Below are 21,093 nucleotides of genomic sequence, written 5' to 3' on the forward strand. Positions count from 1 at the left end.
TCGCTTGCATGATGGAACGCTTATGTCCATGACACAGACTCGCCTGCGCGCTGCGCGGGCGACAACCCTTTTCGTCCCGAACGCATTGCGCCAGGCCGGCGCCCTGATGCGTGGAGCGCTGCTGGCGCCGACCGTGTTCGCCGTCGATGCACCCGATGAGCATGAATCGCATGCCCAGGAAATCAGCCCGACCGTGATCACAGCGGTGGCCCCCAGTTCGCCATTGACGGTCATTACCAACCCCAAGGACCCACGCCAACCAGTCCCGGCCAGCGATGGCGGCGACTACCTCAAGACCATCCCCGGCTTCGCCCTGGTCCGCAATGGCGGCACCAATGGCGATCCGGTGCTGCGCGGGATGTTCGGCTCGCGCCTGAACATCCTCACCAACGGCAGCATGATGCTCGGTGCCTGCCCGGGCCGGATGGACGCGCCGACCTCCTATATCTCGCCGGAAACCTACGACAAGCTGACCGTGATCAAGGGCCCGCAAACCGTGCTCTGGGGCCCGGGCGCCTCGGCCGGGACGATCCTGTTCGACCGCGAGCCGGAGCACTTCGGCGAACTCGGCAGCCGGATCAACGCCAGTGTCCTGGCCGGCTCCAATGGCCGCTTCGACAAGCTGGTGGATGCCGCCGTGGGGGGACCCCAGGGCTATATCCGGGCAATCGGCAACCAGGCCCACGCCGATGACTACAAGGACGGCCACAACGACACCGTGCCCTCGCGCTACGACAAGTGGAACGGCGACGTCGCCCTCGGCTGGACCCCGGACGCCGACACCCTGCTGGAGCTCACCGCCGGCAAGGGCGATGGCGAGGCCCGCTATGCCGGGCGCGGCATGGACGGTGCGCAGTTCAAGCGCGAAAGCCTCGGCCTGCGTTTCGAAAAGTCGAACCTCGGCGAGGTGCTCGACAAGCTCGAGGCCCAGGTCTACTACAACTATGCCGACCACGTGATGGATAACTACACGCTGCGCCAGCCGTCCGGCACCGGGATGATGGCCGGGCCCATGGCGTCCAACGTCGACCGCCGAACCCTCGGAGCCCGGATCAAGGCCACCTGGCGTTGGGCCGACTGGCAACTGATCGGCGGCCTCGACGCGCAGACCAGCGAGCACCGCCAGCGCAGCAGCATGGGCATCGACACCTACAAGGACCTGCCACGAACCAGGGACGCCGATTTCCACAACTACGGCGTATTCGGCGAACTGACCTGGTACGCCGCCGAGCGCGACCGCCTCATCAGCGGCGCACGGCTGGACCGCGCCTCGGCCCGGGATTTTCGCCAGACTCTCGGTTCCGGCATGAGCACGCAAGCGAACCCGACCGCTGACGAAACCCGCGCCGACACCCTGCCCAGCGGCTTCGTCCGTTATGAGCACGATCTGGCCGAAAGCCCCACCACGGTCTACGCAGGCCTCGGTCACGCCGAGCGTTTCCCGGACTACTGGGAGCTGTTCTCGCCCGACAGCGGTCCCGCCGGTTCGCTCAACGCCTTCGATGCGATCAAGCCGGAGAAAACCACGCAACTGGACTTCGGCGTGCAGTACAAGAGCGCCGACCTGGAAGCCTGGGCCTCGGGCTATGTCGGCCAGGTGCGCGACTTCATCCTGTTCAACTACCAGCCGGGCATGATGGGGACCACCTCCCAGGCGCAGAACGTCGATGCGCGGATCATGGGCGGCGAACTGGGCGCGGCCTATCAACTGACCCCGAACTGGAAAGCTGACGCTGCCCTGGCCTATGCCTGGGGCAAGAACACCAGTGACGGCAAGGCCCTGCCGCAGATTCCGCCACTCGACAGTCGTTTCGGTCTGACCTACAGCCAGGACGACTGGAGTGCCGGCGCCTTGTGGCGGGTGGTCGCGGCGCAGAACCGCATCGACCAGAACAAGGGCAACGTGGTCGGCAAGGACTTCTCGAAGAGTTCCGGTTTCGGCGTGTTCTCCCTCAACGGCGCGTACCGGGTCAACCGGCACGTGAAACTCAGCACCGGCGTCGACAACCTGTTCAACAAGGCCTATGCCGAACACCTGAACCTGGCGGGTAACGCCGGCTTCGGCTACCCGGCCAACGACCCGCAGGCAATCAACGAACCGGGCCGCACCGTCTGGACCAAGGTGGATATGGCCTTCTAGATCCACCACCCCCTGTAGGCGCGTGGCTTGCCCGCGAAGCTTTTAGCGACCTTGCGGGCCCATTCGCGGCGGTTTGGCGCTCCGGCAAGCCCTGCTCCTACAGTACAGAGAGTCGCCGTACATCCAACATTCGAATCATCAAACCTTGCGGAGCGCTCCCATGAGCCAACCGAAAATCTCGTTCTACAACCTAGCCTGGCGCTGGCATTTCTACGCCGGTCTGTTCGTCGCCCCGTTCATGATCCTCCTGGCGCTGACCGGGATCATCTACCTGTTCAAGCCGCAGCTCGACCCGCTGATGTACGGCAATCTGCTCAAGGTCGAGCCCGGCCATCACCGGATCAGCGCCGACGAACAACTGCAGCGGATCCACGCCACCTATCCACAAGGCCGGATCAAGCAATACCTGCCGCCCGCCGATGCTGGGAGCAGTGCGCAGTTCGTGGTGATCCAGGATGGCCGTGAACTCAATGTGTTCATCGACCCCTATCGCGGCAACGTGCTCGGCGAGCAGGATGCCAAGCTCAACCTGCAGGCTGTCGCCCGTGCCCTGCACGGTGAATTGATGATCGGCACCGTGGGCGACCGTCTGGTCGAGCTGGCCGCTGGCTGGGGCGTGATGCTGGTGGTGTCGGGGGTCTACCTCTGGTGGCCCCGTGGGCGCTCGTCGGGCGGCGTGCTCTGGCCACGCCTGAACGCCCGCGGCCGGCTGCTGTGGCGCGACCTGCACGCGGTCAGCGGTTTCTGGGGCTCGATCCTGCTGCTGTTGATGCTGCTCAGCGGCATGACCTGGACCGGTTTCTGGGGCAAACAGTACGCCGAGGTCTGGAACCGGTTCCCCGACCCGATGTGGAACAACATGCCCAAGTCCGACGTCGAGGCCCGCAGTCTGAACAGCGCCGCCCGCCAGACCGTGCCCTGGGCCGTGGAGCACACGCCGATGCCGATGTCCGGCGATCATGCCGAACACATGCAGCACGGCGCCGCCTCGGCCGGTCCTGCGGCACCGGGCGTCACACTGCAGCAGGTGGTCGACATCGCCACGGCGCGCCAGATCGAGCCAGGCTACAGCATCACCTTGCCAACCACTGCCGAAGGCGTCTTCACCATCGCCGTGTTCGCCGACGACCCGCGCAACGACGCCACCCTGCATGTCGACCAGTACACCGGCAGCGTCCTGGCCGATGTGCGCTGGCAGCAATACGGCAATGTCGCCCGGGCCACCGAGATGGGGGTGATGCTGCACGAGGGCAAGCTCTTCGGGCCGATCAACCAGATCGCGATCCTGCTGATCTGCCTGATGATCCTGCTCGGCTCGGTCAGCGGCCTGGTCATGTGGTGGAAACGCCGGCCCCAGGGCAGCCTCGGCGTTCCGCCGCTGCGTCACGACCTGCCACGCTGGAAGAGCGCGATGCTGGTCATGCTGGTGCTGGCGGTACTGTTCCCGCTGGTGGGGGCTTCGCTGATCGTGGTCTGGCTGTTCGACAAGCTGCTATTGTCGCGCCTGGGCCGGCAACATGAACCGACCTCACCTTCAGTCTGAGGAGCATGAGATGCGCTGAATCGAGGTATCTATAGACTGGCCTCTTCGCGGACAAGCCACGCGCCTACAGGTTTGTGTGGTGAGTCCGCTGGCAGAGATATCAACCTGTAACACGTCAATGGAGCTGGAATGACCTCGCTGACCCTCGCCAACCTGGCCTGGACACCCCTGGGCCAGGGCCACTGCCATCACCAGTTCCAACTGCGTGACGCCAACCTGCAAGTGGCGGCGGGTGAGTTCGTGGGTCTGATCGGCCCCAACGGCAGCGGCAAGACCAGCCTGCTCAAGTGTGCCTATCGCTTCAGCCTGCCGGAGAATGGCGAGGTCCTGCTGGAGCACCAGAACGTCTGGAAGCAGTCGCCACGCTGGTGCGCCCAGCGCATCGCCGTGGTTCTGCAGGAATTTCCCGATGCCTTCGGCCTGACCGTCGACGAAGTGGTCAGCATGGGCCGCACGCCGCACAAGAAACTGTTCGACGGCGAAACCGCACACGATCGCCGACTGATCCACCAGGCCCTGGAATCGGTCGGCATGCTCGGCTTCGAGGACCACGCTTTCGCCACCCTGTCCGGCGGCGAAAAGCAGCGAGTGATCCTCGCCCGCGCCCTGGCCCAGCAGCCGCAGTTGCTGATCCTCGACGAACCGACCAACCACCTCGACCCACGCTACCAACTGGAACTGCTGAGCCTGGTCAAGCGCCTGAACATCGGGACCCTGGCCAGCATCCACGACCTCAACCTGGCCGCCGCCTTCTGCGATCGGCTGTATGTGCTCGACCATGGCCGCCTCGTCGCCAGCGGCACCCCGCAGGCCGTGCTCACCCGTGAGCTGCTGCGCGAGGTGTTCGGTGTCGAGGCACTGGTCGATACCCACCCGCTGGGTGGCTACCCACGCATCACCTGGATAACCCAACCATGAAGTTACTGCGCCTGACCCTCTGCCTCGGTTCCCTGCTCGCCTCGATGACCTGCCTGGCCGAGTCGACGCATTACCCGCTGACGATCCACAGTTGCAACCGCGAGGTGACCTTCAAGGAGGCGCCCAGACACGCGCTCAGCCACGACATCAACATGACCCAGATGATGCTCGCCCTCGGTCTGAAGTCGCACATGGTCGGCTACAGCGGCATCAGCGGCTGGAAATCGGTCACCCCGCAAATGGCCAGGATCCTCGACGGCCTGCCGGAACTGGCAGCCAAGTACCCGTCGGTGGAAACCCTGCTCAACGCCAACGTCGACTTCTTCTTCGCCGGCTGGGACTACGGCATGCGCGTCGGCGGCGACCTCACGCCACAGACCCTGGCGCCGCTGGGCATCAACGTCTACGAACTGACCGAGTCCTGCGCCTTCGTGATGAAACGCCCGGGCGCGAGCCTTGATGACACCTACAACGACCTGCGCAACCTGGGGCGGATCTTCGACGTCCAGGACCGCGCCGAAGCGCTGATCGCCCAGATGCAGGCCCGTGTTGCCGCCGTGCAAAAGAACCTGCCTGCCGACCGCCCACGGGTGTTCCTCTACGACAGCGGCGAGGATCGCGCCATGACCTCCGGCCGCCTGGCCATGCCTCAGGCACTGATCGAAGCGGCCGGCGGACGCAACGTGCTCGACGACATCGATGCCAGCTGGACCCGCGTCAACTGGGAAAGCGTGGTGGAGAAGAACCCGCAGGTGATCGTCATCGTCGACTACAGCGAAATCACCGCCGAGCAGAAGCAACATTTCCTGGAAACCAATCCGGCCCTGCAGTCGGTGGATGCGATCCGCAACAAGCGTTTCGTGGTCATCCCCTACGCCGAGGCGACGCCGGGTATCGATAACGTCAATGCCATCGAAACCCTGGCCAGGGCGTTCCATCCACAATGATGAGCCGCCGCTATCCCCTGTTGCTGCTGGCGCTCGGCGCGCTGCTGCTGGTGTCTTGCGTGGTGTCGCTGGGCTTCGGCCCGGCGCGGCTGCCGGTGGACCTGGTAGGGCGCATCCTTGCCTACAAGCTGCTGGGCAGTGGTACGCCGGACTGGAACGCCGGACAGGAGCACATCGTCTGGCTGATCCGTGTTCCGCGCATGTTGCTCGGCGCACTGGTCGGCGCCGGCCTGGCCTTGATCGGTGCGGTACTGCAGGCGGTGACCCGCAATCCGCTGGCCGACCCGCATCTGCTCGGTGTCACGTCCGGGGCGACCCTCGGTGCGGTGATCGTGGTGTTGCACGTGGGTGAAATTGCCGGCCTGCTGACCCTGCCCATCGCCGCCTTCATCGGCGCGCTGGGCAGCATGCTGGCGGTGCTCGCCATCGCCAGTCGCAACGGCCGACTGGACAGCGAACGGCTGTTGCTGTGCGGGGTAGCCGTGTCGTTCGTGATGATGGCGTTGGCCAATCTGCTGTTGTTTCTCGGCGATCACCGGGCCAGTTCCGCGGTGATGTTCTGGATGCTCGGCGGCCTCGGCCTGGCGCGCTGGGAATTGCTGCTGGTACCGACGCTGAGCGTGCTTTGCGGGCTGCTCCTGCTGCTGGGCATGGCCCGCTCGCTGAACGCGCTGATGGCCGGCGAACAAACCGCCGTGACCCTGGGCCTGAGCGCACGCAATGTGCGCCTCAAGGTATTCCTGATCGCCTCGCTGATGACCGGTGTGCTGGTGTCCATCAGTGGTTCGATCGGTTTCGTCGGGCTGATGGTGCCGCATATTGCCCGCTATCTGGTGGGCGCCGAACACCGTCGGCTGCTGCCGGTGTCGGCGTTGCTCGGCAGCCTGTTCCTGATCTGGGTCGATGTGGCGGCGCGAACCCTCATCGCTCCGGAGGACCTGCCGATTGGCGTCGCCACCGCCGCCATCGGTGGTCTGTTCTTCATCGGATTGATGCGGCGCCGATAAGAGCGCTATCCCAGCCTCTGGGAGCGGGCTTGTCGGGGCTGCGAACCGCCGCGAAGCTTTTAACGGCCTCGCGGGCCTCTTCGCGGGCAAGCCCGCGCCCACAGGGCACCAATCTGGCGCCCATCACGCACCGCATCGCCCAGGCCGCCCCCGCTTGGTGCGACTGTTCAGACCAGCACCCCGCCCAACCGCCCTGTTCCGGCCTTGCCGCGACTCGGCACAGCCCTTGCAAAAGTCCCTTCAGCGTCTGCATCTGCCAATCAAAAAAAATCGAGACCCTGGAGATCGCACCATGAAGCGTCGTAGTTTGATCAAGGCTTTCACCCTGTCGGCATCGATTGCCGCCATGGGCCTGACCTGGACCGTCGAGGCCGCCGAGACCATCAAGGTCGGCATCCTGCACTCGCTGTCCGGGACCATGGCGATCTCCGAGACGTCGCTCAAGGACATGGCGTTGATGACCATCGACGAGATCAACGCCAAGGGCGGGGTCAACGGCAAGATGCTCGAACCGGTGGTGGTCGACCCGGCCTCTAACTGGCCGCTGTTCGCCGAGAAAAGCCGCCAGCTGCTGACCCAGGACAAGGTCGCGGTGGTGTTCGGTTGCTGGACTTCGGTGTCGCGCAAATCAGTGCTGCCGGTGTTCGAGGAACTCAATGGCCTGCTGTTCTACCCGGTCCAGTACGAAGGCGAAGAAATGTCGCCGAACGTCTTCTACACCGGCGCCGCACCGAACCAGCAGGCGATCCCGGCCGTGGAATACCTGATGAGCGAAGACGGCGGCAGCGCCAAGCGCTTCTTCCTGCTCGGCACCGACTACGTCTACCCGCGCACCACCAACAAGATCCTGCGGGCGTTCCTGCACTCCAAGGGCGTGGCGGACAAGGATATCGAAGAGGTCTACACCCCGTTCGGCCATGCCGACTACCAGACCATCGTCGCCAACATCAAGAAATTCTCCGCCGGTGGCAAGACCGCCGTGATCTCCACCGTCAATGGCGACTCCAACGTGCCGTTCTACAAAGAACTGGCGAACCAGGGCCTGAAGGCCACCGACGTGCCGGTGGTGGCGTTCTCCGTCGGCGAGGAAGAACTGCGCGGCATCGACACCAAACCACTGGTGGGCAACCTCGCGGCCTGGAACTACTTCGAGTCGCTGAACAACCCGGTGAACAAGAAGTTCGTCGCCGACTGGAAAGCCTACGCCAAGAAGAAAAACCTGCCGGGTGCCGACAAGGCCGTGACCAACGACCCGATGGAAGCCACCTATGTCGGCATCCACATGTGGGCCCAGGCGGCGGAAAAAGCCAAGTCGACCGATGTCGACAAGGTCCGCGAAGCCCTCGCCGGCCAGACCTTCGCCGCGCCGTCGGGCTACACCCTGACCATGGACAAGACCAACCACCACCTGCACAAGCCGGTGATGATCGGCGAGATCCAGCCGGACGGTCAGTTCAACGTGGTCTGGCAGACCGAAGGGCCGATTCGCGCCCAGCCATGGAGCCCGTTCATCCCGGGTAACGACAAGAAGCCGGACTACGCGGTGAAGAGCAACTGAGCCGTCGGGCCTGGAATAGCTGTCCAGGCCCGCCCCACACCCTGTGGGAGCGGGCTTGTCGGGGCGCCGAACCGCCGCGAAGAACGATAACGCGATAACTTGATACACCGCGTCCCCTTGCTCTTCGCCGACAAGCCGGCTCCCACAGTGCCTGTGCGTTTTCAAGGACATCGTTATGCCCACTGCCCTTTATCGCCTGATCCTTGCCCTGGCTGTCGTGCTACCCATGGCCGCCCACGCCAGCGATGCCAGCGACTTCGTCGCCGCCAACCCGACGCAACAGGCCAAGCTGCTGGAAAGCTGGGCCGCCCAACCGGACCCGGCGCGTATCGAACTGATCGACAGCCTGCAACAGGGCCAGATCAGCGTCGACGGTGCCCCGGCTCAACCCGTACGCCTGAACAACCGCCTGCGCGGCCTGATCGACAACGCCGTGGCGGCCCAGCAATTGCTCGCCGCTGACGCCAAGGTGCGCCTCGCCGCCGCCGTGCAACTGCAAAAGAGCGCCAAGCCGGCGCAACTGCCCTTCCTCGACCGGCAACTGGCCGGGGAAACCCACGCCGATGTCCACGCGGCACTGAGCCTGGCCCTGGCCAATCTGCAACTGGTCGATCCCGATCCGGCCGTACGCCTGGCCGCCGTGCGCCTGCTCGGTGAGAGCGGCGAGCCGCTGGCCCGCACCCGCCTCGAGGACTTGCTGCAACCGGGCGTCGAACCGGATGCCAACGTACACACCGCCGCCGAGACCAGCCTGGCCCAGGTCAAGCGCAAGCTGATGGTCGGCGAGATGCTCGGCCAGGCCTTCAGCGGCATGTCCCTGGGTTCGATCCTGCTGCTGGCGGCCCTGGGCCTGGCGATCACCTTCGGCCTGCTCGGGGTGATCAACATGGCCCACGGCGAGATGCTGATGCTCGGCGCCTACGCCACCTATGGCGTACAACTGCTGTTCCAGCGTTTCATGCCCCAGGCCATCGACTACTACCCGCTGGCGGCCCTGCCGGTGGCGTTCTTCGTCACCGCCGCCATCGGCATGGCCCTGGAGCGCACGGTGATCCGCCACCTCTACGGCCGTCCGCTGGAGACCCTGCTCGCCACCTGGGGTATCAGCCTGATGCTGATCCAGCTGGTGCGCCTGCTGTTCGGCGCGCAGAACGTCGAAGTCGCCAACCCGGCGTGGCTGTCCGGTGGCATCCAGGTGTTGCCCAACCTCGTGCTGCCCTACAGCCGCCTGGTGATCATCGCCTTCGCGCTGTTCGTGGTGGCCCTGACCTGGCTGCTGTTGAACAAGACCCGCCTGGGCCTGAACGTGCGCGCAGTCACCCAGAACCGCAACATGGCCGCCTGCTGCGGCGTACCCACCGGGCGTGTGGACATGCTCGCCTTCGGCCTCGGCTCGGGGATCGCCGGGCTCGGCGGCGTGGCCCTGAGCCAGATCGGCAACGTCGGCCCGGACCTCGGCCAGAGCTACATCATCGACTCGTTCCTGGTGGTGGTACTCGGCGGCGTCGGCCAGTTGGCCGGCAGCGTCACGGCCGCGTTCGGCCTGGGGATAGCCAACAAGATTCTCGAACCGCAGATCGGCGCAGTGCTGGGCAAGATCCTGATCCTCGCGCTGATCATTCTGTTTATCCAGAAACGTCCGCAAGGGCTCTTCGCACTGAAAGGACGGGTGATCGACTGATGAACCAGCCCCTGATGTTGAGCGCCACACAAAAGGCCGGGCCACGCCTGACGATCGCCCTCGGCGGCCTGCTGCTGGCCGTGCTGCTGGCGCTGCCGTTGCTTTCATTGCTGCCGGCACAGAACCCGCTGCAGGTGTCGGCCTACACCCTGACCCTGGTGGGCAAGATCCTCTGCTACGCCATCGTCGCCCTGGCTCTCGACCTGGTCTGGGGTTATGCCGGGCTGCTGTCGCTGGGACACGGCCTGTTCTTCGCCCTGGGCGGCTACGCCATGGGCATGTACCTGATGCGCGAGGCCTCCGGCGACCAGTTGCCGGCGTTCATGACCTTCCTGTCCTGGAGCGAGTTGCCCTGGTACTGGGCCGGCACCAATCACTTCCTCTGGGCCCTGTGCCTGGTGGTGCTGGCACCCGGTCTGCTGGCGCTGGTGTTCGGTTTTTTTGCCTTCCGTTCGCGGATCAAGGGCGTGTACTTCTCGATCATGACCCAGGCCCTGACCTTCGCCGCGATGCTGCTGTTCTTTCGCAACGAGACCGGCTTCGGCGGCAACAACGGCTTCACCAACTTCCGCAGCATCCTCGGCTTCGGCATCACCGAACCCGGCACCCGCGCCGTGCTGTTCCTCGCCACCGTGCTGCTGTTGCTGGCCAGCCTGTACAGCGGCTGGCGGCTGGCGCGCAGCAAGTTCGGCCGGGTGCTGACCGCCCTGCGCGACGCGGAGAACCGATTGATGTTCTGCGGCTATGATCCCCGCGGTTTCAAGCTGTTCGTCTGGGTCCTGAGTGCGGTGTTGTGCGGTCTGGCTGGGGCGCTGTACGTGCCGCAGGTGGGCATCATCAACCCCAGCGAAATGTCGCCGACCAACTCCATCGAGGCCGCCGTCTGGGTCGCCCTCGGCGGGCGCGGCACACTGATCGGCCCGCTGCTCGGCGCCGGTGTGGTCAATGGCATGAAGAGCTGGTTCACCGTAGCCTTCCCGGAATACTGGCTGTTCTTCCTCGGTGCACTGTTCATCATCGTCACCCTGTACCTGCCCAAGGGCGTGATCGGCCTGCTGAAGAAAAGGGGCGAACAATGAGAGTCACACCCACCGCCGAGTTCATGCTCGAACCTGTCGCACTCGATGCCGGTAGCGGCCGCGATGCCATCGGCCTCGGCCAGGCCGCCGGCAAAGGGCTCAACACCCGTCACGGCACCATCCTGACCCTGGAAGATATCAGCGTCAGCTTCGATGGTTTCAAGGCGTTGAACGACCTCAACCTGTACATCGGCGTCGGCGAGCTGCGTTGCATCATCGGCCCCAATGGTGCCGGCAAGACCACCCTGATGGATGTGATCACCGGCAAGACCCGGCCCGGCCAGGGCAAGGCCTGGTTCGGCGAAACCCTGGACCTGACGCAGATGAGCGAAGTACAGATCGCCCAGGCCGGCATCGGCCGCAAGTTCCAGAAGCCCACGGTGTTCGAAGCCCTGAGCGTGTTCGAAAATCTGGAGCTGGCGCAGAAGACCGACAAGTCGGTCTGGGCCAGCCTGCGCGCCCGCCTGAGCGGCGAGCAGAAAGACAGCATCGCCCAGGTCCTGGAGACCATCCGCCTGACGGCCTCGGTCAATCGCCAGGCCGGCCTGTTGTCCCATGGTCAGAAGCAGTTCCTAGAGATCGGCATGCTGCTGATGCAGGACCCGCAATTGTTGCTGCTCGACGAACCGGTGGCGGGCATGACCGATGCCGAGACCGAGTTCACCGCCGAGCTGTTCAAGAGCCTGGCCGGCAAGCATTCGTTGATGGTGGTGGAGCACGACATGGGCTTCGTCGGTGCAATTGCCGACCACGTGACCGTGTTGCATCAGGGCAGCGTGCTGGCCGAAGGTTCGCTGGAACAGGTGCAGGAAAACGAGCGGGTGATCGAGGTCTACCTCGGCCGCTGACGCGACACCGTCCTTGAATGGCCGCCTTCGACGGATCGCCAGCAAGCCGGCTCCCACAGAAGAAGCTGCCACTTCAGAGAGCACGGAGATATACAGGAGCTTATCCATGCTGCAAATCGACAAGCTGCACCAATACTACGGCGGTAGCCACATCCTGCGCGGCCTGTCGTTCGAGGTGAAAATCGGCGAGATCACCTGTCTGCTCGGCCGTAACGGCGTGGGCAAGACCACCCTGCTCAAATGCCTGATGGGCCTGCTGCCAACCCGCGAAGGCAGCATCAACTGGGAAGGCAGCGCCATCACCGGCTTCAAGCCGCACCAGCGGGTGCACGCCGGGATCGCCTATGTGCCCCAGGGGCGGGAGATCTTCGGCCGGCTGACGGTGGAGGAAAACCTGCTGATGGGCCTGTCGCGCTTTCCCGGCTCCCAGGCCAGGGAAGTTCCGCCGTTCATCTACGAGCTGTTTCCGGTACTGCAACAGATGAAGCATCGGCGCGGCGGTGACCTCTCCGGCGGCCAGCAACAACAGCTGGCGATCGGTCGGGCACTGGCCAGCCGTCCGCGACTGCTGATTCTCGATGAACCCACCGAAGGCATCCAACCTTCGGTCATCAAGGAGATCGGCGCGGTGATCCGCAAACTCGCCGCTCGCGGCGACATGGCGATCCTGCTGGTGGAACAGTTCTACGACTTCGCCGCCGAACTGGCCGATCAGTACCTGGTCATGTCCCGGGGCGAAATCGTCCAGCAGGGGCGTGGTGAAAATATGGAAGCCGAAGGTGTACGCGGGTTGGTTACGATCTAACCTGTAGCGTCCGGACAATAATCGATCATCATGAATTCATCTGCCACCCACGCCCTGTTCACACCCCACTGGCAAGCCGAGCTGGAGCTCGGTTATGCCCGCTTCGGCGAGACCACACGGCCGATCTGCCGCCGCCACCTGGGGCCGCTGCGGGTGCAGAAGCACCTGTATGCCGAAGGCCCCGAGGTCTGCCAGCACATCATCGTCCATCCGCCCGGCGGGATCGCCGGTGGCGACCGTTTGGCGATCAGTGCCCGTGTCGAGCCCGGAGCCTGGGCGCAACTGACCAGTCCTGGCGCCGCCAAGTGGTATCGCGCCAGCGGCCCGGCCCATCAGAGCCTGCGGCTCAAGGTTGGCGCGGGTGCGACACTGGAATGGCTGCCCCAGGAAACCATCGTGTTCAGCGCGGCCCAGGCCGAACTCGACACCGTGATCGAACTCGAGGGCGATGGCCGGCTGTTCTATTGGGACATGGTCGCCCTCGGTCGCCCGGCCAGCGGCGAACGCTTCGACCTTGGGCATTTCCAGTCGCACCTGGACATCCGCCGCGACGGCAAGCCACTCTGGCACGAACGCCAGCGCATCCTCGGCAACGATGGCCTGCTGGACTCGCCGATCGGGCTCGACGGCCAGTCGGTATTCGCTACCTTGCTGGTCACCGGCGAAATCGACAGCGAATTGCTCGAACGTTGCCGCAACCTGCCGACGCCAGTACGCGGTGACCTCAGCCAACTCCCTGGCCTGCTGGTGGCCCGCTGCCTGGCCGGGCAGGCGTTGCATGCCCGGGCCTGGCTGATCGGGCTGTGGCGGTTGTTGCGGCCGGTCCTGCTGGGGCGTGACGCCGTGCCACCGAGGATCTGGAATACATGAATTTTCTTTACGCCTTGCGCTTTTCAACTGCCAGCCAACGGATCTGTGAACCATGGACCTGACTCCCCGCGAAAAAGACAAACTGCTGATTTTCACCGCCGGCCTGGTCGCCGAACGACGCCTGGCCCGTGGGGTGAAGCTCAATTACCCGGAGGCGATGGCCTACATCTCGGCGGCCTTGCTCGAAGGCGCTCGCGACGGCCAGACCGTGGCCGAACTGATGCACTACGGCACGACCCTGCTCAGCCGCGAACAGGTGATGGAAGGCATCCCGGAGATGATTCCGGAAATCCAGGTCGAAGCGACCTTCCCCGACGGCACCAAGCTGGTCACCGTCCATCAACCGATTGTCTGAGGCTGCCTATGTCCTACGTTCTGCGCGATGCCCTGCATGCCGACCTGCCGGCCATTCGCGACATCTACAACGACGCGGTGCTCAACAGCACCGCGATCTGGAACGAGCAGCCCGTTGACCTCGGTAACCGCCAGGCCTGGTTCAGCGCCCGGCAGGCCCAGGGCTACCCGATCCTGGTGATTGTCGATGCCACCGACAGCGTGCTCGGCTACGCCTCCTTCGGTGACTGGCGCCCGTTCGAAGGCTTTCGCCACACCGTGGAGCACTCGGTGTATGTGCGCCACGACCAACGCGGCAACGGCCTGGGGCCAAAGCTGATGGCGGCGCTGATCGAGCGCGCGCGCAAGGGTGGTAAACACATCATGGTCGCCGCGATCGAGAGCGGTAACCAGGCCTCCATTCGCCTGCATGAACGCCAGGGCTTCGTCACCACCGGGCAGATGCCCCAGGTGGGCGTGAAGTTCGGCCGCTGGCTGGACCTGACCTTCATGCAACTGTGCCTGAATCCGGGTGCCCTGCCGCCCGCCATCGCCAAGGAGTAAGTCGATGAACGCTGCCCAGTTGCGTCGCGTGACCCACGAAAGCTTTGCACATTACCGCCAGGGGCTGATCGAACTGTTGCTCGATGCCGTGGAGCACGGTGCCTCCATCGGCTTCATGGCCGATCTCGACGCACGCCAGGCGCGTGCCTATTTCGACGGTGTGCAGGCGGCCCTGGACAACGGCGGCCTGCTGCTCTGGGTGGTGGTCCGTAACGAACAGGTGCTGGCCAGCGTGCAACTGCAGCTGTGCCAGAAACCCAACGGCCTGAACCGCGCCGAAGTACAGAAGCTGCTGGTGCTCGGCGAGGCCCGTCGCCATGGCCTTGGCCAGCAGTTGATGCAGGCCGTGGAGCAGGCGGCACGCGCGCAGCGACGCGGCCTGTTGTACCTCGACACTCAGGCCGGCTCCGATGCCGAAACCTTCTACCGAGCCCTCGGCTACACCCGGGTAGGCGAACTGCCGGACTACTGCACCACGCCGGACGGCCAGCACCACGCGACCGCCATTTACTTCAAGACTCTGGGACGCCCCGAATGATTCCTGGTGAATATCAGATCCAGCCTGGCGACATCGAGCTCAATGCCGGTCGCCGTACCGTCAGCCTGAGCGTGGCCAACAGTGGCGACCGGCCGATCCAGGTCGGCTCCCACTACCACTTCTTCGAAACCAACGACGCCCTGACCTTCGACCGCGCCGCCAGCCGCGGCATGCGCCTGAACATCCCGGCCGGCACTGCCGTGCGCTTCGAGCCGGGGCAGAGCCGCGACGTCGAACTGGTGGAACTGGCCGGCTTGCGCCGGGTGTTCGGCTTTGCCGGCAGGGTCATGGGCAACCTGGACAAGGAACCGACATGAAGATTTCCCGACAAGCCTATGCCGACATGTTCGGCCCCACGGTGGGCGACAAGGTCCGTCTGGCCGACACCGAGCTGTGGATCGAAGTGGAGAAGGACTTCACCACCTACGGTGAAGAAGTGAAATTCGGCGGCGGCAAAGTGATCCGCGATGGCATGGGCCAGGGCCAACTGCTGGCTGCCGAGGTGGTCGACACGCTGATCACCAACGCGCTGATCATCGACCACTGGGGCATCGTCAAGGCCGACGTCGGCCTCAAGGACGGGCGCATTGCCGCCATCGGCAAGGCCGGCAACCCGGATATCCAGCCCAACGTGAACATCGCCATCGGCGCCAGCACCGAAGTGATCGCCGGTGAAGGCATGATCCTCACCGCCGGCGGGATCGACACCCACATCCACTTCATCTGCCCGCAGCAGATCGAAGAGGCACTGATGAGCGGCGTCACCACCATGATCGGCGGCGGCACCGGGCCGGCCACCGGCACCAACGCCACCACCTGCACCTCCGGCCCCTGGCACCTGGCGCGCATGCTCCAGGCCGCCGATGCGTTCCCGATGAACATCGGCCTGACCGGCAAGGGCAACGCCAGCCTGCCGGAGCCGCTGGTCGAGCAGGTCAAGGCCGGCGCCATCGGCCTCAAACTGCATGAAGACTGGGGCACCACCCCGGCCGCCATCGACAACTGCCTGAGCGTGGCCGACCAGTACGACGTACAGGTGGCGATCCACACCGACACCCTCAACGAATCCGGTTTCGTCGAAACCACCCTGGGCGCGTTCAAGGGCCGCACCATCCACACCTACCACACCGAAGGTGCCGGCGGCGGCCATGCGCCGGACATTATCAAGGCCTGCGGCTTCGCCAACGTCCTGCCGAGTTCGACCAACCCGACCCGGCCGTTCACCCGCAACACCATCGACGAACACCTGGACATGCTGATGGTCTGCCATCACCTCGACCCGAGCATCGCCGAGGACGTAGCCTTCGCCGAAAGCCGTATCCGCCGCGAGACCATCGCCGCCGAGGACATCCTGCACGACCTCGGCGCGTTCTCGATGATCAGTTCCGACAGCCAGGCCATGGGCCGGGTCGGCGAAGTGATCACCCGCACCTGGCAGACCGCCGACAAGATGAAGAAACAACGCGGGCCTCTGCCGGGCGACGGCGAGGGCAACAGCAACTTCCGGGTCAAGCGCTACATCGCCAAGTACACCATCAACCCGGCGATCACCCACGGCATCAGCCATGAGGTCGGCTCCGTCGAAGTCGGCAAGTGGGCTGACCTGGTGCTCTGGCGCCCGGCGTTCTTCGGCGTCAAGCCGACGCTGATTCTCAAGGGCGGGGCGATTGCCGCCAGCCTGATGGGCGACGCCAACGCCTCGATCCCGACGCCACAGCCAGTGCATTACCGGCCGATGTTCGCCAGTTTTGGTGGCTCGCGGCATGCCACCAGCCTGACTTTCATCAGCCAGGCAGCACTGGAAGCGGGGTTGCCCGAGCAACTCGGGTTGAAGAAGCGGATCGCTGTGGTCAAGGGCTGTCGCGACGTGCAGAAGACCGACCTGATCCACAACGACTACCTGCCCGAGATCGAGGTCGATCCGCAGACCTACCAGGTCAAGGCCGATGGCGTGCTGTTGTGGTGTGAGCCGGCCGAGGTGCTGCCGATGGCGCAGCGTTACTTTCTCTTCTGACACAGGGCAGTCCACATTGTGGGGAGCTGGCTTGCTGACGATAGCGGCGTGTCAGGCAGAGGCTATCGGCTGTCGAATCGCAATCGCCAGCAAGCCGGCTCCCACAAGGTGGACTGCCCACCAAAAGTTGGACAGTTTCAGCCGCCAGCCTGGGTTCTGTAATCGACTGGACTGCCCTCCAAGGGTTGGATTAGTGTCCAACTTCTTGGGAGCAGTCCAAGGATTGGTGCTCAGTCGTGGACGAAACGCTCAAGCCTTTGGCGCAGCATCCGGTTCTCCGCGCGCAATTGCCGGACCTCGCCCAGCAGTTCCAGCGCCAGGGCGACGCCTTGCCATTCCAGTTCCAGATCCTCGTGCAGCTTCGCCGCACGCCGGGCGATCGACAGCTCATGATCAAGAAAACGCCAGGCGTCCGGTGAGCGGCCTTGAGGTTCGAGGATGCCGTGTTCGACGATTTCGATCACGCAGGCGACCGGCAGGTCGGACGCCTCGCAGAAGGCTTGCATATCCAGTTGAACGCTCAGGGCAGGACTCATGATCAGCTACTCCATTGTTCTCTCGGGTCGAATGCGGCCTTCTTCGCCAGTTCCTGCCACAACGCCTTCACGGCGTCGTCGCTGTGCTTGGGCATGACCGCCTTGAGTTGCACGAACAGATAACCACGTTGCCCGGCCTTGTTCAGCAGGCCGTGGCCCTTGGCCCGCATGCGCTGGCCGTTCTGGCTGCCGGCGGGAACCTTCAGATTGATTTTACCCGTCAGGGTCGGTACCGCCACTTCGGTGCCCAGCGCCAACTCCCACGGTGCCAGCGGCAACGTGATGATCAGGTTCTCCCCTTCGACATCGAATTTGGGGTGGGGTGCGAAACGAATGGTCAGGTACAGGTCGCCATTGGCCCCGCCGCCGACACCCGGCGCGCCCTGGCCCTTGAGGCGAATGCGCTCGCCATCGGTCACCCCGGCCGGGATCTTCACGTTCAGGCTCTTGCTGGTATTGCTCACATGCTGGCCAGCGGCGTTGTACTGTGGCACCTGAAAGGTGACCTTCTTCGACTCGTTGGCCAGGCTCTCTTCCAGGAAGATCGGTAATTCCATTTCCACGTCTTGCCCTCGTCGGCCGGCGCTGCGACCTGGTTGTCCACCACCAAATCCGGCGCCGCGCGAGCCGAAGATAGAGCTGAAGAAGTCCGAAAAATCACCACCGCCCCCGCCAAACCCGGCGTTGCCACCACGTCCCTGCCAACCTGGAGGCCCCTGGAACGGCTGGCCATGCTGGCCGTATTTGCGCAACTCATCGTATTCGGCGCGCTTGTCGGCACTTTTCAGCGCCTCGTAGGCTTCCGAGGCGTCCTTGAACTTGGCCTCGGCGTCCTTTTCCTTGCTGACATCGGGGTGGTACTTGCGCGCCAGCTTGCGGTACGCGGCCTTGATCGCCTTGTCGTCCGCCGTGGGCTCGACACCCAGGATCTTGTAGTAGTCTTTGAAGTCCATCTAGGGATCACCCTGCATTATCGATATCGCGCCGCTCGGCAGGACACAGCATGGGCCTTTGGCGATCTCAAGGCTGTGACTGGGCGGGGCGCCTGAAGTTTATCGGCCGTGTCGGTGATTTCTTGTCATCGCCGATACACAACACGAACCTGTGACAACAAGTTTGGGGGTAATCAGGCACCTTTCAAGTCGTCCCTGCACGATTCAACGGATAACCGGCCTTCGATTCCGCGCTCGACTGGCATACACTGCGCGGCCGTTTTTTCACCGGAACTCGAAAGATATGAAAAACGCCTCTGCGGCACGTGCCTGCGGCATCGACTTCGGCACGTCCAACTCCACCGTCGGCTGGCTGCGCCCCGGCATGGAAACGCTGATCGCGCTGGAGGACGACAAGATCACCCTGCCTTCGGTGGTCTTCTTCAATATCGAGGAACGGCGCCCGGTCTATGGCCGGCTGGCGCTGCACGAGTATCTGGAAGGTTACGAAGGCCGCCTGATGCGCTCGCTCAAGAGCCTCCTGGGCTCCAAGCTGATCAAGCACGACACCAGCGTGCTGGGCACCGCCCTGCCGTTCAAGGACCTGCTCGGCATGTTCATCGGCCAACTAAAGAGCCGCCTGGAAACGACCGCCGGTCGGGAGTTCGAACAGGTCGTGCTGGGTCGACCGGTGTTTTTCGTCGATGACGATCCGGTCGCCGACCAGGAAGCCGAGGACACCCTGGTGGATGTGGCGAAGAAGATCGGCTTCAAGGACGTGTCCTTCCAGTACGAACCGATTGCGGCGGCCTTCGACTACGAGTCGACCATCGAGCGCGAGGAACTGGTGCTGATCGTCGACATCGGCGGGGGTACCTCGGACTTCTCGCTGGTGCGCCTGTCGCCAGAGCGCCGGGGCCTGGACAACCGCCACGACGACATCCTGGCCACCGGCGGCGTGCACGTCGGCGGTACCGACTTCGACAAGCAGTTGAGCCTGCAAGGCGTGATGCCGCTGTTCGGCTACGGCAGCCGGATGAAGAGCGGCGCCTACATGCCCACCAGCCACCACATGAACCTGGCGACCTGGCACACCATCAACTCGGTGTACTCGCAGAAGTCCCAGTTGGCCCTGGGCAGCATGCGCTACGACATCGAGGACACCGCCGGTATCGACCGGCTGTTCAAGCTGATCGAGCAACGCGCCGGGCACTGGCTGGCGATGGAAGTCGAAGAGAGCAAAATCCAGCTGACCCACGCCGAGAGCCGCCATGTGCCGTTGGATCGCATCGACGCAGGGCTGAGCGTGGACCTGAGTCGCGTGCTGTTCGAATCGTCGATCGAGAGCCTGCTGGAGCGGATTCGCCAGAGCGTCACTCAGTTGCTGGGAGATGCCAACGTCGCTGTCGAGCAGGTCGACACGGTGTTCTTCACCGGCGGTTCGAGCGGCATTCCGGCGTTGCGCCAGAGCGTCGCGGCAATGCTGCCGAATGCGCGGCACGTGGAAGGCAACATCTTCGGCAGCATCGGCAGCGGCCTGGCGATCGATGCGCGCAAGCGCTACGGCTGATCCTGAGTCCGTGGAAAAGAGCACGGACCTATCGAATACCGATGACCTGTAGGACCAAGGCTTGCCTGCGAAAGCGACGTCAGAATCGGCAACAGCTTCGCAGGCAAATCGGATCGCCGCATCGCCGGCTTCCTGCAAACCCGGCGCGGGGTCAGACCAGCTCGACCCGCTTCAACTCGCTCTTGAGGTACGCGTAGTAGATCGGCCCCGCCACCACGCCAGGCAAGCCGAACGCGGCCTCGAACACCAGCATCGCCATCAGCAGTTCCCACGACTTGGCACTGATCTGCCCGCCGACGATCCGCGCGTTGAGGAAATACTCCAGCTTGTGGATAAAGATCAGGTAGCCCAACGCCGCCACCGCAACCCAGATCGACAGCGACAGGGCCACGATGGTGATCAGCGTGTTGGACATCAGATTGCCGATGACCGGCAGCAGGCCGAGCAGGAAGGTCAGCACGATCAGGGTCTTGGTCAGCGGCAGCTTGATCCCGCACAGCGGCAGGATCACCGCGAGGAACACGGCAGTGAACGCGGTGTTGAGCGCCGAGATCTTGATCTGCGCAAAGACGATATTGCGAAACGCCTGCACCAGCAGCCGCAGGCGATCGAACAGGGCTGCCGCCAGGGGCTTGCGCTGGCTGACATCCGAGACATGCTGCAAGGCGACGATCGCCCCGAGCACCATGCCGATCAGCAGCGTCACGAACATGTGCGCCGCGTCCTTGCCGACCAGTTGCAACTCGCTCAGGTGCTTGCTCAACCATTGGCTGATCGCCACCTGGAATTCCGCCGCGCTGGCTGGCAGATAGGCATCGATGAACGGCGGCAGTTGCCCACGGGCCTTGTCCACGACCTGCATGAACTTGCCCAGCGAAGCGCCGGGATTCTCTGCCTCATGCAGCAGGAAACTGATGGCGCCGGCAAAGATCAGCGTCAGCACGCTGACGATCAGGGTGCCCAGCAGCGCCACCGCCAGCCAGCGCGCACGCCGCCCGGCAATCAGGTGCTCCAGCTTGGGCGTTAGCATGTTGACCAACTCGAACACCAGCAGGCCGGCCAACAAGCTCGGCAACAGCCGCAGCGGCAACACCATCAGCAAGCCACCACAGACGATGATCAAACTGGCCAAGACTACGTAACGCTGGGAAAACGCCGACATACAGCCTCAAAACAAAATGCAGCTAAAGGATAGGCAGTCTGCCAGCGT

At 64.1% G+C, this 21,093-nt stretch carries 20 protein-coding genes; 17 read left to right on the forward strand and 3 right to left on the reverse strand.

The window, feature by feature from the left end; all coding sequences use genetic code 11:
* The first annotated feature begins 22 nt into the window (after positions 1 to 22).
* From BLU37_RS04285 to ureC, 16 genes are all read left to right on the forward strand, one after another.
* The gene (locus BLU37_RS04285) at positions 23 to 2,140 is read left to right on the forward strand and encodes a TonB-dependent copper receptor (RefSeq protein ID WP_090202566.1); all 2,118 of its coding nucleotides are present in this window, start codon (positions 23 to 25) and stop codon (positions 2,138 to 2,140) included.
* Positions 2,141 to 2,300: 160 nt separating this feature from the next.
* Positions 2,301 to 3,683 (forward strand): PepSY-associated TM helix domain-containing protein, encoded by a 1,383-nt coding sequence (locus BLU37_RS04290; protein WP_090202569.1) that lies wholly within the window; start codon positions 2,301 to 2,303, stop codon positions 3,681 to 3,683.
* Between the two features lie 129 nt (positions 3,684 to 3,812).
* Positions 3,813 to 4,601 carry an ABC transporter ATP-binding protein gene (locus BLU37_RS04295; RefSeq protein WP_090202572.1) on the forward strand — a complete coding sequence of 263 codons (789 nt, stop codon included), beginning with the start codon at positions 3,813 to 3,815 and terminating at the stop codon, positions 4,599 to 4,601.
* A complete protein-coding gene (locus tag BLU37_RS04300; RefSeq protein ID WP_090202575.1) occupies positions 4,598 to 5,548 on the forward strand; it encodes an ABC transporter substrate-binding protein in 951 nt (316 codons plus the stop codon). The genes BLU37_RS04295 and BLU37_RS04300 overlap by 4 nt, the downstream gene beginning before the upstream one ends.
* Positions 5,545 to 6,555, forward strand: a complete 1,011-nt coding sequence (locus tag BLU37_RS04305; protein ID WP_090202577.1) for a FecCD family ABC transporter permease — start codon at positions 5,545 to 5,547, stop codon at positions 6,553 to 6,555. Before BLU37_RS04300 ends, BLU37_RS04305 begins: the two co-directional genes overlap by 4 nt.
* Positions 6,556 to 6,847: 292 nt before the next feature.
* On the forward strand, positions 6,848 to 8,113 hold the full coding sequence (urtA, locus tag BLU37_RS04310; protein ID WP_010444545.1) for an urea ABC transporter substrate-binding protein: 1,266 nt from the start codon (positions 6,848 to 6,850) through the stop codon (positions 8,111 to 8,113).
* Positions 8,114 to 8,288: 175 nt separating this feature from the next.
* Positions 8,289 to 9,794: an urea ABC transporter permease subunit UrtB gene (gene urtB, locus BLU37_RS04315; protein WP_019363294.1), complete on the forward strand. Its 1,506-nt coding sequence runs from the start codon at positions 8,289 to 8,291 to the stop codon at positions 9,792 to 9,794.
* Complete coding sequence (gene urtC / locus BLU37_RS04320) at positions 9,794 to 10,873, forward strand: urea ABC transporter permease subunit UrtC (RefSeq protein ID WP_090202580.1); 1,080 nt, start codon at positions 9,794 to 9,796, stop codon at positions 10,871 to 10,873. Before urtB ends, urtC begins: the two co-directional genes overlap by 1 nt.
* Complete coding sequence (gene urtD, locus BLU37_RS04325) at positions 10,870 to 11,721, forward strand: urea ABC transporter ATP-binding protein UrtD (protein ID WP_010444542.1); 852 nt, start codon at positions 10,870 to 10,872, stop codon at positions 11,719 to 11,721. The genes urtC and urtD overlap by 4 nt, the downstream gene beginning before the upstream one ends.
* A 106-nt stretch (positions 11,722 to 11,827) precedes the next feature.
* A complete protein-coding gene (gene urtE / locus BLU37_RS04330; protein WP_090202583.1) occupies positions 11,828 to 12,526 on the forward strand; it encodes an urea ABC transporter ATP-binding subunit UrtE in 699 nt (232 codons plus the stop codon).
* 30 nt (positions 12,527 to 12,556) lie between these two features.
* The gene (locus tag BLU37_RS04335) at positions 12,557 to 13,396 is read left to right on the forward strand and encodes an urease accessory protein UreD (protein ID WP_090202586.1); all 840 of its coding nucleotides are present in this window, start codon (positions 12,557 to 12,559) and stop codon (positions 13,394 to 13,396) included.
* Positions 13,397 to 13,448: 52 nt separating this feature from the next.
* Positions 13,449 to 13,751, forward strand: a complete 303-nt coding sequence (ureA, locus tag BLU37_RS04340) for an urease subunit gamma (RefSeq protein ID WP_003221215.1) — start codon at positions 13,449 to 13,451, stop codon at positions 13,749 to 13,751.
* Positions 13,752 to 13,759: 8 nt separating this feature from the next.
* Positions 13,760 to 14,293 (forward strand): GNAT family N-acetyltransferase, encoded by a 534-nt coding sequence (locus tag BLU37_RS04345; RefSeq protein ID WP_090202589.1) that lies wholly within the window; start codon positions 13,760 to 13,762, stop codon positions 14,291 to 14,293.
* A 4-nt stretch (positions 14,294 to 14,297) separates the two neighbouring features.
* On the forward strand, positions 14,298 to 14,831 hold the full coding sequence (locus tag BLU37_RS04350) for a GNAT family N-acetyltransferase (protein WP_090202591.1): 534 nt from the start codon (positions 14,298 to 14,300) through the stop codon (positions 14,829 to 14,831).
* Entirely contained in the window at positions 14,828 to 15,148 is a 321-nt protein-coding gene (locus BLU37_RS04355; RefSeq protein ID WP_010444524.1) for an urease subunit beta, read from the forward strand. The genes BLU37_RS04350 and BLU37_RS04355 overlap by 4 nt, the downstream gene beginning before the upstream one ends.
* Positions 15,145 to 16,845, forward strand: a complete 1,701-nt coding sequence (gene ureC / locus BLU37_RS04360) for an urease subunit alpha (protein ID WP_010444523.1) — start codon at positions 15,145 to 15,147, stop codon at positions 16,843 to 16,845. The genes BLU37_RS04355 and ureC overlap by 4 nt, the downstream gene beginning before the upstream one ends.
* A gap of 230 nt (positions 16,846 to 17,075) precedes the next feature.
* Here ureC and BLU37_RS04365 read toward each other — a convergent pair whose 3' ends face one another.
* Together BLU37_RS04365 and BLU37_RS04370 are read right to left on the reverse strand one after the other, a co-directional pair.
* A complete protein-coding gene (locus BLU37_RS04365; RefSeq protein ID WP_010444522.1) occupies positions 17,076 to 17,381 on the reverse strand; it encodes a chaperone modulator CbpM in 306 nt (101 codons plus the stop codon).
* Positions 17,382 to 17,383: 2 nt separating this feature from the next.
* Entirely contained in the window at positions 17,384 to 18,334 is a 951-nt protein-coding gene (locus BLU37_RS04370) for a DnaJ C-terminal domain-containing protein (RefSeq protein ID WP_010444521.1), read from the reverse strand.
* Positions 18,335 to 18,617: 283 nt separating this feature from the next.
* On the opposite strand from BLU37_RS04370, the gene BLU37_RS04375 reads away from it, so the two are divergent.
* Positions 18,618 to 19,883: an Hsp70 family protein gene (locus BLU37_RS04375; RefSeq protein WP_090202593.1), complete on the forward strand. Its 1,266-nt coding sequence runs from the start codon at positions 18,618 to 18,620 to the stop codon at positions 19,881 to 19,883.
* Between the two features lie 151 nt (positions 19,884 to 20,034).
* On the opposite strand, the gene BLU37_RS04380 is transcribed toward BLU37_RS04375, so the two are convergent.
* Complete coding sequence (locus tag BLU37_RS04380; protein ID WP_010444519.1) at positions 20,035 to 21,045, reverse strand: AI-2E family transporter; 1,011 nt, start codon at positions 21,043 to 21,045, stop codon at positions 20,035 to 20,037.
* Positions 21,046 to 21,093: the final 48 nt, after the last annotated feature.

The sequence above is a fragment of the Pseudomonas asplenii genome, assembly GCF_900105475.1.
GTDB classification, from domain to species: domain Bacteria; phylum Pseudomonadota; class Gammaproteobacteria; order Pseudomonadales; family Pseudomonadaceae; genus Aquipseudomonas; species Aquipseudomonas asplenii.

Bases quoted from the DNA above. Each gene is read 5' to 3' on its own strand.
- BLU37_RS04290 (WP_090202569.1), top strand. From the start codon at position 2,301: ATGAGCCAACCGAAAATCTCGTTCTACAACCTAGCCTGGCGCTGGCAT.
- BLU37_RS04305 (WP_090202577.1), top strand. From the start codon at position 5,545: ATGATGAGCCGCCGCTATCCCCTGTTGCTGCTGGCGCTCGGCGCGCTG.
- BLU37_RS04335 (WP_090202586.1), top strand. From the start codon at position 12,557: ATGAATTCATCTGCCACCCACGCCCTGTTCACACCCCACTGGCAAGCC.
- urtE (WP_090202583.1), top strand. From the start codon at position 11,828: ATGCTGCAAATCGACAAGCTGCACCAATACTACGGCGGTAGCCACATC.
- BLU37_RS04295 (WP_090202572.1), top strand. From the start codon at position 3,813: ATGACCTCGCTGACCCTCGCCAACCTGGCCTGGACACCCCTGGGCCAG.
- BLU37_RS04375 (WP_090202593.1), top strand. From the start codon at position 18,618: ATGAAAAACGCCTCTGCGGCACGTGCCTGCGGCATCGACTTCGGCACG.
- BLU37_RS04355 (WP_010444524.1), top strand. From the start codon at position 14,828: ATGATTCCTGGTGAATATCAGATCCAGCCTGGCGACATCGAGCTCAAT.
- urtA (WP_010444545.1), top strand. From the start codon at position 6,848: ATGAAGCGTCGTAGTTTGATCAAGGCTTTCACCCTGTCGGCATCGATT.
- BLU37_RS04365 (WP_010444522.1), bottom strand. From the start codon at position 17,381: ATGAGTCCTGCCCTGAGCGTTCAACTGGATATGCAAGCCTTCTGCGAG.
- urtD (WP_010444542.1), top strand. From the start codon at position 10,870: ATGAGAGTCACACCCACCGCCGAGTTCATGCTCGAACCTGTCGCACTC.
- BLU37_RS04300 (WP_090202575.1), top strand. From the start codon at position 4,598: ATGAAGTTACTGCGCCTGACCCTCTGCCTCGGTTCCCTGCTCGCCTCG.
- BLU37_RS04285 (WP_090202566.1), top strand. From the start codon at position 23: ATGTCCATGACACAGACTCGCCTGCGCGCTGCGCGGGCGACAACCCTT.
- ureA (WP_003221215.1), top strand. From the start codon at position 13,449: ATGGACCTGACTCCCCGCGAAAAAGACAAACTGCTGATTTTCACCGCC.
- ureC (WP_010444523.1), top strand. From the start codon at position 15,145: ATGAAGATTTCCCGACAAGCCTATGCCGACATGTTCGGCCCCACGGTG.
- urtC (WP_090202580.1), top strand. From the start codon at position 9,794: ATGAACCAGCCCCTGATGTTGAGCGCCACACAAAAGGCCGGGCCACGC.
- urtB (WP_019363294.1), top strand. From the start codon at position 8,289: ATGCCCACTGCCCTTTATCGCCTGATCCTTGCCCTGGCTGTCGTGCTA.
- BLU37_RS04345 (WP_090202589.1), top strand. From the start codon at position 13,760: ATGTCCTACGTTCTGCGCGATGCCCTGCATGCCGACCTGCCGGCCATT.
- BLU37_RS04370 (WP_010444521.1), bottom strand. From the start codon at position 18,334: ATGGACTTCAAAGACTACTACAAGATCCTGGGTGTCGAGCCCACGGCG.
- BLU37_RS04350 (WP_090202591.1), top strand. From the start codon at position 14,298: ATGAACGCTGCCCAGTTGCGTCGCGTGACCCACGAAAGCTTTGCACAT.
- BLU37_RS04380 (WP_010444519.1), bottom strand. From the start codon at position 21,045: ATGTCGGCGTTTTCCCAGCGTTACGTAGTCTTGGCCAGTTTGATCATC.